The following is a 12,422-nucleotide window of genomic DNA, read 5'->3' on the forward strand; positions in this document are numbered from 1 at the left end:
GGTCATCGTTAGTTAAATTTATACATGATACTGTATCAAATTGTTACTATATTGCACTATAAAATCACTTACCAAAAAAATTTCCTGTGTAGGTTTATACTTAGCTATTTATACTTAGATGAAGGGGATTGTTTTTACTGAGTTGCTGGAGATGATCGAGGAGAAGTTTGGGTACGAGCTGGTGGATCACTTGCTTCAGGATAGTAGTCTTTCATCTGGTGGAATTTATACCGCAATCGGCACATACGATCATGCCGAAATGGTGGTGCTGGTGACGAATTTGAGTAAGCAAACCAAAATACCTGTTTCAGAATTACTGCGGGCCTACGGGCAGTATATGTTTACCGCCTTCACCCGAAGTTACCGGCCCTTCGTCGATCGGGCCGATTCGGCCTTTAGTTTACTTAGTTCGGTTCAGCAGTATATCCATGTAGAAGTTCGAAAGTTGTATCCTGACGCCGAACTTCCTCATTTTGCCATTGACCAGCCCAGCGAGAACCACCTTCGTATGCATTACACATCGGAACGGAGACTGGCTGATTTCGCTCATGGGCTCATCGAAGGCTGTCTGGCAACGTTTGGCGAAACGGCAACGATCACCAAAACCATTCTTGTAGAAGACGGAAGTCAGGTTCTATTTGACATCGTGAAAGAGTAACGTATGATGGAGATGGAGGACATTGATCTACTCAAACGGCGACTGGTCCGCGAAAAAACAGCCCGGTTGCAGGCAGAGGCTATTCTGGAGAAGAAGGCGCTGGCGCTTTACAACGCCAACGAACAGTTGTTGCATTTAAATGAAAATCTGGAGCAGCAGATTCGTAATAAACTAGCCGAACTCCGGGAGAGCGAACAGCGCTATCGTCAGCTTATCGAGTCCGTTCAGGATATTATTTATAAAATTTCGCCCACCGGTTATTTCACCTTTGTGAGTCCCGTTGTCGAAAAGCTGTTAGGGTATACTGAAGCGGAATTTTTGGGAAGCCACTTTACGGATTTCGTGCAGGTTGGGTATCGGATGAAACTCATCGAGTTTTACCGGACCATGATGACCGAGCGGCAGGATAGCACCTATAATGAGTTTCCGGTGGTGGCTAAAGATGGGCGGGTGGTTTGGATCGGGCAAACCGTCAGGCTCATCGAACAAGACGGTCAGGCACTGGAACTGGTGGCCGTGGCCCGCGATGTATCGGATCGTAAGCTGGCCGAAATTGAACTGGAAACTACCCAGACACGGCTGGAAACACTCATCACCAACCTACAGTCGGGCGTGATGGTTGAGGATGAGAAAGGGCGGGTTCTTCTGGCCAATCAGCTGTTCTGCGACCTGTTCGAAATTCCGCTATCGGCCAGTGAGCTGGTCGGCTATAACTGTACATTGGCGCGTCAGCAGGTAAAACCGCTGTTCGTTCATCCGGATGCCTTTGTGGAGCGGATGAATGAACTACTGGAAACCCGGGAGGCCCGCGTTGGCGAAGAAATAAGCATGGCCAACGGCCATATTCTGGAACTTGATTATATCCCAATCTTCCTGGATGACAACCAGTACATGGGTCATCTCTGGAAATATACCGATGTAACGGAAAAGTACCAGGCGCGGGAACGCATCCGCCGGAGCGAAGAAAAGTACCGGGGCATCATGAACAACATGGAACTGGGCCTTTTTGAAGTCGACAATGACCAGATTATTGTTCGGTCTTATGAGCGCTGTTGTAAAATGCTGGGCTACACCGAAGAAGAGATGGTCGGTAAAAATGCCACGGAGCTGTTGGTGCCCGCTGAATTCGTATCCGTTGTTGAACGGCAACAGGAAGAACGCAAAAAAGGCAACGCGGGCTCCTACGAATTGCAGTTGATCAAGAAAGGCGGCAGCCGTATCTGGGTACTGGTGAGTGGTGTTCCTATTCTCGATGAGAATGGGGTAATTGTCGGTTCGATGGGTATACATTACGATATGACCGAACGCAAGCAGCTGGAACACGAGCTGGCCCGAGCCAAACGCTTTGCCGAAGAAGCCCAACAGGCCGAAAAGCAGTTTTTTGCGAACATGAGCCATGAAATTCGCACGCCACTCAACGCGATTATCGGCATGTCGCACCTGCTCTTCGATACACAGCCGACAATGCAGCAGCGCGAATACATCGACATCCTGAAAACATCGGCCGATTTCCTGCATAGCCTCATCTCGGATTTGCTGGATATGACAAAAATTGAAGCCGGTCGGATTGAGATTCACGCCCGGCCGTTCGATTTGGCAGGCTTGCTTCGGAGTACGCAGAAAGTGTTTCAGATGAAGCTCCAGAATCGCCCCATTTCGGTGGATGTGTTGCTGGATGCCCGAATTACCGATGAGTTCATTGGTGATGATGTGATGCTGAACCAGATCCTGATGAACCTGGTCGGAAATGCAGAGAAATTTACGGAACAGGGCAAGATTCAGATCACTGCCCGCATCAGTAAAGAAGAACAGGATCGACAGTGGGTTGAGTTTACCGTAACCGACACGGGCGTTGGCATACCGGCCGAAAAGCTGGATATGGTCTTCCAGAAATTCAAGCAGGTAAACCCGAATGGTTTCAAGCACAAAGGTACCGGTCTTGGTCTCGCCATTACGAAAGAATTGGTTGAAATTCAGGGGGGTACTATTTCGGTGACCAGTCAGGTTGATGTCGGTAGTTCGTTCACGTTTGTCGTGCCCTACGTCAAATCGCTGGTGCCTGCTGAACAACATAACGTCGATAGGCAACTGACCCTGGTTGAGGAACTGAAAACCTGTAACGTGCTGATTGTGGAGGATAACCTGATGAACCAAACGTACATCGGCAGTCTGCTCAACAAGTGGGACATACCCTACACCATGGCATCGGACGGCAAACAGGGTGTTGAACAGGCGAAAAGTCAACGATTCGACATCATTCTGATGGATATCCAGATGCCCATCATGAATGGATACGAAGCGACGGTCGCGATTCGGAGTACCCAGAATCCCAACCAGCACACGGCCATTATTGCGCTCACCGCTTCGGCTATGCTCGATCACAAAAGCGTAGCGATGGAGGCTGGTATGGACGATTTTCTGACCAAGCCATTCGAGCCGAACCAGCTATTGTCTGTCCTGCAACGATTCGCACCTGTCGAGCAAATCAGCAACGAGGGGTGTATCTTATTCGATGAGGCCCTCGACCGCCAGCGACTGTCGGAATTGTATGGTGGCGACGCGGCTTACGCGTCGGAAATGTTTTCTATGTTTCTGACGGATATTGTGCCGGATATACGCAAGTTGCCAAGTATCTGTGAAACAAAAGATTTGTCAAATCTGGCCAGTGCTGCCCACAAATTAAAGCCAACGCTGGCCATGGTCGGCCTGTCGGATCTTGAAGAGAAGATGCGCCAGTTAGAGAACAGCGCCCGGCAGGATGCTGATATGGATTTGATCGAGGAATATTGCCATGATTTTATGATTGAGATGGACAAGGTGCTGCCCATTTTGCAAACGGAATTACAAAAGCTTTCGCAGGTATGAGTCTGAATTGTATAATTGTTGAAGATGAACTCATGTCTCGCAAATCGCTGCACCGCCTTTGTGAGCAGCATAGTGCTCTGGAAGTGCTTTCGGTGTTCGATAATGCGGTGAGTGCGCTTGATTTTCTGGCGGAGCAGGAGGTGGATCTGATTTGGCTGGATGTAGAAATGCCGGGTCTGTCGGGATTCGAGTTGCTGGAGCAGCTACCGGCTATACCTTATGTAATCTTAACGACCAGTAAAATCGAGTATGCGTTTGAGGCTTTTCAGTATAACGTGACCGATTATCTGAAAAAGCCGATCACATTACCCCGGTTCAACATAGCCGTTGAAAAAGTCCTGGAGCTCCATGCGCGATCCAAATTGAACCCGTCGAACGAGCGGAAGGAAATTTATATCAAGACCGACGGGCGTTATATTCGCCTGCCCTTCGAGAATATATCCTACATTGAAAATACGGGCGATTACGTCAAAATCTTCACGACTACGCAAACACACATTGTGTACACAACCATGAAGTACCTGGAAGAAAAGCTGGGTCTTCGGTTTCTGCGGGTGCACCGCTCCTACATTGTCCACCTGGACAAGATTGTTGATATTGAAGACAACACATTGGTAATCAGCAATAAAGTCATTCCCATTAGCCGGGCTAACAAACCTGAATTGATGAACCGGCTCAATCTGCTCTGATGAATAGATGGCTGCCTCTCCAAGCAGCCATCTGACGCTACTTGCTGAAGGCTTTCTCTAAGCGGATAAAACGTAGGTCTACGCCGTCAGAAGACGTGAAAATCTGTCGTTAATCGGCTCGTCATAAAAGCCTATCTCAACGACCGTGCTTGATTTCATTCGATGCCTGGCGGGCCAGATTATTATTTATTCTTAGTCCTGGTTGACAAAAATAATAGTGGCATAAAAATATATCAGTAATACATTAGTTAGCAAACCGGACTAATTGGTGAAGTAGTTAATATAGAGGTAAATTTAAATTGTCTATCCAGCCTAGTTGATTTTTCATCCCTCGTTCTACCTTACGAAATAACGATTCTGTGTCAATCTCTACCAATACCCCGGATAAAGAACCGCAAACGGGTGCCCTGAGCGTGGTTCGTATCACCGAAGTTGTGGCCCTGGACTATCCCGAAGATGGGTACGAGTACCGTGGATTAATTCGGGCGTATGATGAGTCGGGAGCTATTGCACAGGAGCAAATTCTGCAGACAAGACGCAAACCGGAGTGGTTGGTAAATGGTCGGCATGAAGGGTCTGGCGAACTTTATATACTTTTGCAGTTCCGGCAGGAGGGTAGTCAGCGCTGGCATGGCATCGATCAACTCACCCTGCCGCTGGATGCTCAGCCCGACGGACAGAGTAGTACTGATGTTTATTTACCATTAAGGGGGTGGCAAGAGGCCCCTCATATGCAGGTTCGTATTCGAATGACCCGAGAACCAGCCGAAGAGAATACACACTCCTCATTAATGCAATCGGCCAACGATATTGCAAACGCAGCCCTAGCCGGTTGTCCCTTTTTCGCACCCACGACGGCCCCGGTCAGGGCGGCCAGAAAGGAACCTGAAACCACCATACCAGAAGACGTTACGGATTTGCCGCACCTGACGGCACCCGAGCAGGTACTGGTAAAAGATACCTGGAATAAGTTTCTGGCTTATCAGGACATGCTCATTGAGCTGTTTTTTGAGCGGCTGCTGTATGAAGAACCTGAATTGACCGACCTCTTTGGCGATGCCATCGACCTGGTTCCGGGCTATTTTGCCTCCTTGTTCGATGTGAGTGTTCGGCGGCTGATGCCCCACAGTGAACGGCTTCTCCGCGAAAGTTACCGGGGTATTTATCCGGAACCAGCCGAGGGCTTCAAATCTGTCGACGATTATGTGGCGCTACTGGCTGATCTGGGCATGCGCCCCGAACACTGGCTGACGGCCCGACGGGTGTGGGCCTGGGTGCTACAGCAGGTGCCCCACCTGGAAGAGTACGACCGCGAAAACCTGGCTAAAGGGTCGAATTCGGCCATGTATCGGTTTTTTACGCTAACTATTTTAGCCCCAGCCCTGGCAGCTACCAGGCAGTATGAAGAAGCGTTGACGCCCGACATGATTCGGGTGATGCGGCAAGGCGGAGATCGGCTGGCGGCCGATGCGCGGGTTATTGGTACCGATTTTTACCATATCCTGTTTCAGACTCACCCCGAAATCATCCCGTTCTTTGGCCGTACCGACGTAGACAGCCTGACCGAGCATCTGATGCAGGCCGTCGCGTTTCTGGTTCGGTCACTGGATAGTGGCCTTAATATTGTTCAGGAACTGCGCGATCTGAGCCAGGTTCACACTAATTTCTCGGTGCCGCCAGAGGCTTACCCCAAACTGGTTGGGCCCATGATGACGGTGCTGAAAAAGTACATTCCTGACTTCAGCGCCGAACTGGAACATGCCTGGGGCATCCTGCTGAACCGGGTGACCAACGTGCTGCGGCAACCCATGATCAACCAGCAGCGGATACTGGCCAAGGCAAAAGAATACATCGACTTGATTGGTGGAGAACTGGCCTGGGATGCCGTGGATAGTGAACGGCGGTGGGAGGAAATCAAGCGCGAAATTCAGGCCACCGGAAGTTACACTCATACATACGAAGAACTGGCTTATGGCGCTCAGCTTGCCTGGCGTAACTCGGCTAAATGTATTGGCCGGATCTCATGGCGCAACATGATCGTCCGGGATTTACGGCATGTTACGGACCCCGACGAGATGTTTCGTGAATGCAGCGAACACCTGCGCCTGGCAACCAATGGCGGAAATGTGCAGATTGTGATGAACGTGTTTCGCCCCAAAAAGCCTATGGAGCGCTGGGGGCCGCGTATCTGGAACAGCCAGTACATTCGCTTCGCGGCTTACGAGCAGGAAGATGGGTCGGTACTGGGCGATAAGGCTAACCTGAAAATTACGCAGACTTTGCTTCGGCAGGGATGGACACCCCCCGCCACCAAAACGGCCTACGACACGCTGCCGCTCGTGATTGATGTGCCTGGTCAATCGCCCAGGATGTATCAGTTCAGCGACGACGATGTGCTGAAGGTATCCATTGAGCACCCGGCTTATCCGGCCATGAGTGTCCTTGATCTTAAGTGGTGCGCCATTCCTGCTATATCCAACTTTCGAATGGATATAGGGGGGATTCAGTACGGCTGTGCTCCATTCAATGGCTGGTTTATGGAAACCGAAATCGCCCGGAATCTCTGGGAAGATGGACGCTATGAAAAGGCCGAAGCCATTGCCCGCGCCATAGGACTGGATACGTCGAGTGAGCAGACTCTCTGGCGTGACCGGGCGTTTCTGGAACTCAATGCGGCTGTACTACACTCGTTTTCCAAAGCTAAAGTAACCCTGGTCGATCACCAGACGGCTGCTCGCCAGTTTTTGACGCACGACCTGCGCGAAAAACGGGCCGGGCGCGAATGCCCCGCCCAGTGGTCGTGGGTAGTTCCCTCGGCGGGCGGGAGCGTCACGCCGGTCTGGCACCACGAAATGCGCGACTTTTTTCTGAGTCCGAGTTATCATTACGCGGCAGACCGTTGGGTGGTGATCAACGATGAACTGATGACAGCCGACGAGGAAGGCGGCACGGAACAGTCAGGAACGAGCCGAATGCAGGTCCAGGCCCTCCGCCCCGACCGGACCACGGCCCCTGAACATCGGCCCCAGCGTATTCTCATCCTGTATGGGTCCGAGACGGGTACGGCCGAAAGTTACGCCCGGAAAACGGCGCGTCGGCTGAGTCGCTACCATCCGCGTGTTATGGCGCTCGATGAGTATACCATTTCACACCTGAGTGAGGAAGATTTACTTCTCGTGGTCACATCGACGTTTAGAGAAGGTGATCTGCCGGGCAATGCCCAAAAATTTCACGCCCGGATTCAGGCGCAGCCCGCCGGGGCGTTCAGGCAACTGAACTACTCAGTCATGGCGCTGGGAAGCACGGTATACACGCATTTCTGTGCTGCCGGTATTACACTTGATCGTGAACTGGCTCGTGTGGGGGGCAATCGTGTCATTACCTTACATCGGGGGGATGAGATCAAAGGCCAAGCGGATACATTCCGGAAATGGCTCGACCTGGTAGCTCGCTTACTTGGCGAAGATCCAACCAGCGTCGACCTGTCGCCAACTGTCGATACACGGCAGCAGGTTTCTTTTTTAGCGCCCCACCAGATACCCTCCGCGGCAGAAGCGGAAGCGCTTCGAAAGCAGAAGCTACCCGGCTGCACCGTTCCGGTTGTCGAGAATCGGGAGTTGCTGAAAAAAGTTATAATAGGTAGTCGCTCCACACGCTTCATTGCGCTGGATATTAGCCATACCGACCAGACCTACGAAACCGGCGACCATGTCGCTATTTACCCGCAGAATCCGCCAGAGCTAGTACACCGGCTGGCCAACCGACTGGGTGTTGATCCCAACGCCTGGTTTACCACCTCGCTGGTAAATACCAGGGGAGAAATTGTTCCGGGAGAGCACGCCTATCCCGATCCGGTGCGGGTTGGACAGGTCTTAACCGAAGATGTCGATCTGTCTATTCGTGAGCCTTATGATGAGCTGTTCGGGGCACTTTTAAAAACGGCTCAATCGCCCATTGATAAAAACCGGCTGGAATCCTGGCTGGATATACTTGGCCGGAACCAGGAAGAAGATGAGGAGTACATAGCCTTAAAAAAGCACATCGCCGATACATTTCTGACGCTGGCTGATCTGCTGGAAGTATTTCCATCCGCTCAATTGTCGTTTAGCCAACTCATTGAGTTGCTGCCCAAACAGAAACCCCGTCTGTATTCTATTTCATCCTGCTCACTGGTTCACCCCAAGCAGATTCATCTCACCGTGGGCGTTGTTCAGTTGACGACCGACGCCGGCAAAGTCATTTCGGGGCTTTGCTCCAATTACCTGGCCGGGCTGATCCCGGATGGGAGCACGCAGGTAAGAATGTGTGTGCGTTCGTCAACGTTCCGGCCGCCCGTCGATCCGCACGCCCCCATGCTCATGGTTGGTGCCGGAACGGGCCTGTCTCCTTTGCTTGGGTTTCTGCAGCATCGTGAAGTTCAGCTCCGGGCCTTGCACGCGTCAAGTTACCAGCACGTCAATGGCCACGAATTTATCACGCCCGTATCGCCACCTGTAGGGCATGCGCGGCTCTTCTTTGGTTGCCGGAATTTAAACGATTACCTGTATCAGCAGGAGTTGGAAACCTGGCACGAAGCGGGTGTATTGACCCATCTGGACGTGGCTTTCTCCCGACTCGACGAAGAAAAAATCTATGTGCAGGACCTGATCGGCCAGCGCAGTAAAGACCTGTGGGATGTACTCGCGCAACCTAATTGCCACTACTATGTTTGTGGCGACGCCCAGATGGCCGACGATGTATTTGAGGTGCTTATGAACATTGCCAAAACCATGGGCGGGCTGTCACATGCCGAAGCGGTCAATTTCTTCCGACAAATGCAGGCCGAAAACCGATTTGTGATGGATGTGTGGGGCGTATTGCTCAACATCCAGCGAGCCATCACCGACTTTCAGGAAACAAAGTATACGCAGGGTGAACGCTGGCTGGAGCGCGTTTCTGTTTAGGCTGATTTGGCAAGGAAGAAATCCTGCTGATGGCTGCCCCGAACGAAAGACCTGCGGGGCTATTTTCCTTAATAACCTTCCGGCTTTGGTTTATTCACGCTAGTAAAAAACGAGGGTGAATGAACCGAAGCCGGAAGTTGATTTCCCATGAAAGGCGTCTTATTCCGGTTCTGGTGAATGCCCGTATTTCTCTTTCTGGATTATCAGCCATTCTTTCACGGTGCCGCCCTTCGTAAAATGGTCGTCTTCGTCCTGAATTTCCTGATCCCATTCATAATCGATGGCAAAGCGACCCTGGGCCGAGATAGTCATCTGAGCACTATTGGCTGGCGGATTACCTTCGTCTGCACGATTTGTAAATAGTTTGGGAAGTATGTCCACGATCTCATCCGGAAATTCAGTCGACAATACCTGGGCTTCTCCCGATGCGTCGAGGTACGTACCATCGCACTCGGCTTCGTTGGTCGATATAAGGTAACGGATATTGAGTTCAGCAATGGTCCAGGGCTCCGTAATAACGTCGTGGACCGCCCTCGTGAGTAATTCGTAAATCGCTTCAGTCCTCATTGGTTCGTGGGTGTATTTTCTTGGCAACGCTGGGTCTTCGGCGCCTATACTTGTAACTTATACACAGGTTCATAAGGGTAACACCGCTTCGGGCGAAAGTATTCGTTTCGGTAAGCGAGTTTTCACCTGCGGATAACTAATTACTGATCAATTCGCTTTGGACCTATCGAAATACTGACGCATGAATAACAGTTGGTAAGTTACCGCATTGGTCCAGTACGTCCAGTTATGACCACCGGGTCGCGTGATGTAGTCATGAGCGATGTTTCGTTCCAGCAGCTTGTCGTGCAGGTTGTTGTTGACCCGGAAGAAAAAATCTTCCGTCCCGCAATCGACGATCAGCGCCAGGGCACCCGGTGTAAGCAGGTAAAGCAGGTTCGTGACCGTATTTTGCTCCCAGCGTTCCGGAAACTGTGCATAAGGGCCCAGGCGTTTGGCCATATCCCAGTTATTCGGAAACGGACGAATGTCGACGCCACCACTCATGCTACCAGCCGCGCCAAATACCGATTGATGCCTGAACGCCAGATACAAGGCACCATGGCCACCCATACTAAGACCGGTAATGGCGCGTCCTGACCGGTTTTTGATGGTTTTGTAATGCCCATCGACCCAACTCACCAACTCATCGGCCACATACGTTTCGTAGCGGAACGAAGGGTCGGCCGGGCTATCGAAATACCAGCTACCAACATTACCATCCGGACAAACGATGATAACTTTATGAAGATCGGCGGCATTGCCGATGGTAGGTACTTTTTTGGCCCAATCGCTGTAGTTGCCGCCGTAGCCGTGAAGCAGATACACAACCGGAAACTCCTGCCCGACGGAATACGAGTCTGGCGTAACGACGACTGCTTTAATCGTCTTCTTCATCGACGCGCTATACGTGTCTACGGTATCAACTTTGGCTGCCTGAGCCGCCAGATGCATGAAGGCCAAAACGCCAGTAAGAAATAAAGAACGCAGAAAATTCATGAGAGTTATTCGTTCAAAATGCTTCCGAAATAAGGTGATTTAGCTGTATCGTTACCTGTTTGGGGATTTAGGGCCGCCACTCTGGAGTTAAAATACGCATTCCAGCCAAGCTTTTTTATTGTTATTCCGGCGTGTTGAATTGTTTATGAAGTCTGTTAGTCAGCCAAGTTTTAAACTCCTGTCGGAACTCGGCGTTTTCCATCACCTTATCGAAAATATCTTGATTCGCGTCCATCCGCTCAATGAGCTTGTCGACGAAAACATCATCCACCGCGTATTTAAAATTCTCTAAAGGGTTGTTTTTTGCCCGTTTTGCTAAGTCTTCATCCTGCATGAAGTATTCGGCCATCTGGTCGAAATATAAGCGGTCTGCATCAGTAGTTGGATCACAATACCATATTCACCCTGAACTTGTAATACTAAAGCCCCTTTCTGCGTAAAAGGTAATTGGCAGGGTTAGTCAGGATTTGTCGATAGGTTGCTTTAGCAGGGTACAGAATTCCTCAAACGACAATAAACCGACGCTGGGAAACGGAATAGCCGGCAGATGCCGAAAATGCCCATCGTTGGTAACGATATAATCAGCGTTTCCTATTACAGCGGCATCGGTAAATTTATTGTCGTCGGGATCATTGGGGATGAGCATAAACCGAAATGCCGGTTCTACCCGAACCAGGGTTGGAAAGTTATCGAGAGCCAATAAAGTGCGTTCGGCAAACGTGGAAGAATACTGTCGTTCCAGTATTTCGGCGTACTCATCCAGAATCTCCGTTGAAACTACCAGCTCAAACTCTCCATTGCGTAGGGCATCATATACCCAGCGATAGGCAGAGAAGTACGGCGTAATAACCAGCATAATGTTGGTATCGAGCAATACCCTCATTGTGTTTTATAGGGAGTACGAAGGTGCGTGTTCAGTAAAGCATCCAGATCTGCCTGAGTGGTTGGTTTTTGCTGTTGCAGAGTGGCCATCTCCTCATCGGCTTTTCTGACAAAGTAATCAGCCAGTAGCTTTTTGATGTCCCCCAGTTCGTCTTGACTCAAATCATGAGCGAACAGGTTCAACAGATGGAGCTGCACCGAATTCAATTTTGTTGTCATCATAATTAGTGTCTGGTCGCGTTTACCAAAGTTACAAAATCTCCCTAATCATGCCCACCGTTTTATCTTCCAGTGCCAGAATAGCGGCCTTTATCAGTTTTAATTAGTTGACGATGGCCAAAAGGTTCAGTTATAAAACAAGTAAGCCCATAATCGTCTATAAATTAGAGGATTATGGGCTTGTTTGTAGTCCCGACGGGAATCGAACCCATATCAAGCGTTTAGGAAACGCTTATTCTATCCGTTGAACTACGGGACCATTTTTTTAGAAACTCTTTTCCAACACCCGATTTTAAATATATCTCTCGTTTGCGGGCATCAAGTCTCGTTTCTGCTAATTCAGTATAAATGACGACCCAGGGCTTGTAAAATCTAGTTGACTGGTTTTTGCCTGCATTATGCTCCTGTAGCCTACGGGCTAAATTTGCTGTCATACCCACATAAATCCGGCCATCTACATCACTTTTTATTGCATACACTGTATACATAGTCCCAACGGGAATCGAACCCATATCAAGCGTTTAGGAAACACTCCTGCCTGCCGGCAGGCAGGTATTCTATCCGTTGAACTACGGGACCAAAAAAGGAGCGGTCATAGTGACCGCTCGCTTGTGCTTGCAA

Annotated in this window: 10 protein-coding genes and 2 tRNA genes; 4 read left to right on the plus strand and 8 right to left on the minus strand. The window is 50.2% G+C overall.

The genetic code is table 11. The features are described from left to right. Positions 1–118 precede the first annotated feature (118 nt). The 4 genes from ACYU8Y_RS03480 (at position 119) to ACYU8Y_RS03495 (ending at position 9,155) form a co-directional block, all read left to right on the plus strand. On the plus strand, positions 119–658 hold the full coding sequence (locus tag ACYU8Y_RS03480; RefSeq protein WP_460934239.1) for a heme NO-binding domain-containing protein: 540 nt from the start codon (positions 119–121) through the stop codon (positions 656–658). Between the two features lie 3 nt (positions 659–661). Further along, the gene (locus ACYU8Y_RS03485; RefSeq protein ID WP_460934241.1) at positions 662–3,523 is read left to right on the plus strand and encodes a PAS domain S-box protein; all 2,862 of its coding nucleotides are present in this window, start codon (positions 662–664) and stop codon (positions 3,521–3,523) included. After that, positions 3,520–4,212, plus strand: coding sequence for a LytR/AlgR family response regulator transcription factor (locus ACYU8Y_RS03490; RefSeq protein WP_460934243.1), 693 nt, complete (start codon positions 3,520–3,522; stop codon positions 4,210–4,212). Before ACYU8Y_RS03485 ends, ACYU8Y_RS03490 begins: the two co-directional genes overlap by 4 nt. 359 nt (positions 4,213–4,571) lie before the next feature. Further along, the gene (locus ACYU8Y_RS03495) at positions 4,572–9,155 is read left to right on the plus strand and encodes a nitric oxide synthase oxygenase (protein WP_460934245.1); all 4,584 of its coding nucleotides are present in this window, start codon (positions 4,572–4,574) and stop codon (positions 9,153–9,155) included. A gap of 159 nt (positions 9,156–9,314) precedes the next feature. Here the strand turns inward: ACYU8Y_RS03495 and ACYU8Y_RS03500 are convergent, their stop codons facing one another. From ACYU8Y_RS03500 to ACYU8Y_RS03535, 8 genes are all read right to left on the minus strand, one after another. Next, entirely contained in the window at positions 9,315–9,722 is a 408-nt protein-coding gene (locus ACYU8Y_RS03500; RefSeq protein ID WP_460934247.1) for a hypothetical protein, read from the minus strand. 147 nt (positions 9,723–9,869) lie between these two features. Continuing rightward, positions 9,870–10,700, minus strand: a complete 831-nt coding sequence (locus tag ACYU8Y_RS03505) for an alpha/beta hydrolase (RefSeq protein WP_460934249.1) — start codon at positions 10,698–10,700, stop codon at positions 9,870–9,872. Positions 10,701–10,821: 121 nt separating this feature from the next. Next, positions 10,822–11,049 carry a hypothetical protein gene (locus tag ACYU8Y_RS03510; RefSeq protein ID WP_460934251.1) on the minus strand — a complete coding sequence of 76 codons (228 nt, stop codon included), beginning with the start codon at positions 11,047–11,049 and terminating at the stop codon, positions 10,822–10,824. 111 nt (positions 11,050–11,160) lie between these two features. After that, the gene (locus ACYU8Y_RS03515) at positions 11,161–11,583 is read right to left on the minus strand and encodes a putative toxin-antitoxin system toxin component, PIN family (protein WP_460934253.1); all 423 of its coding nucleotides are present in this window, start codon (positions 11,581–11,583) and stop codon (positions 11,161–11,163) included. Next, positions 11,580–11,804 carry a hypothetical protein gene (locus tag ACYU8Y_RS03520; protein ID WP_460934255.1) on the minus strand — a complete coding sequence of 75 codons (225 nt, stop codon included), beginning with the start codon at positions 11,802–11,804 and terminating at the stop codon, positions 11,580–11,582. Before ACYU8Y_RS03520 ends, ACYU8Y_RS03515 begins: the two co-directional genes overlap by 4 nt. 184 nt (positions 11,805–11,988) lie before the next feature. Continuing rightward, positions 11,989–12,060, minus strand: a tRNA-Arg gene (locus ACYU8Y_RS03525). Then, positions 12,023–12,313, minus strand: a complete 291-nt coding sequence (locus ACYU8Y_RS03530; protein WP_460934278.1) for a GIY-YIG nuclease family protein — start codon at positions 12,311–12,313, stop codon at positions 12,023–12,025. The genes ACYU8Y_RS03525 and ACYU8Y_RS03530 overlap by 38 nt, the downstream gene beginning before the upstream one ends. After that, positions 12,289–12,380: transfer RNA gene (locus ACYU8Y_RS03535), tRNA-OTHER, on the minus strand. Before ACYU8Y_RS03535 ends, ACYU8Y_RS03530 begins: the two co-directional genes overlap by 25 nt. Between the last annotated feature and the right edge of the window lie 42 nt (positions 12,381–12,422).

Source organism: Spirosoma humi, from assembly GCF_054776575.1.

Bases quoted from the DNA above. Each gene is read 5' to 3' on its own strand.
- ACYU8Y_RS03480 (WP_460934239.1), top strand. From the start codon at position 119: ATGAAGGGGATTGTTTTTACTGAGTTGCTGGAGATGATCGAGGAGAAG.
- ACYU8Y_RS03485 (WP_460934241.1), top strand. From the start codon at position 662: ATGATGGAGATGGAGGACATTGATCTACTCAAACGGCGACTGGTCCGC.
- ACYU8Y_RS03490 (WP_460934243.1), top strand. From the start codon at position 3,520: ATGAGTCTGAATTGTATAATTGTTGAAGATGAACTCATGTCTCGCAAA.
- ACYU8Y_RS03500 (WP_460934247.1), bottom strand. From the start codon at position 9,722: ATGAGGACTGAAGCGATTTACGAATTACTCACGAGGGCGGTCCACGAC.
- ACYU8Y_RS03505 (WP_460934249.1), bottom strand. From the start codon at position 10,700: ATGAATTTTCTGCGTTCTTTATTTCTTACTGGCGTTTTGGCCTTCATG.
- ACYU8Y_RS03510 (WP_460934251.1), bottom strand. From the start codon at position 11,049: ATGGCCGAATACTTCATGCAGGATGAAGACTTAGCAAAACGGGCAAAA.
- ACYU8Y_RS03515 (WP_460934253.1), bottom strand. From the start codon at position 11,583: ATGAGGGTATTGCTCGATACCAACATTATGCTGGTTATTACGCCGTAC.
- ACYU8Y_RS03520 (WP_460934255.1), bottom strand. From the start codon at position 11,804: ATGATGACAACAAAATTGAATTCGGTGCAGCTCCATCTGTTGAACCTG.
- ACYU8Y_RS03530 (WP_460934278.1), bottom strand. From the start codon at position 12,313: ATGGGTTCGATTCCCGTTGGGACTATGTATACAGTGTATGCAATAAAA.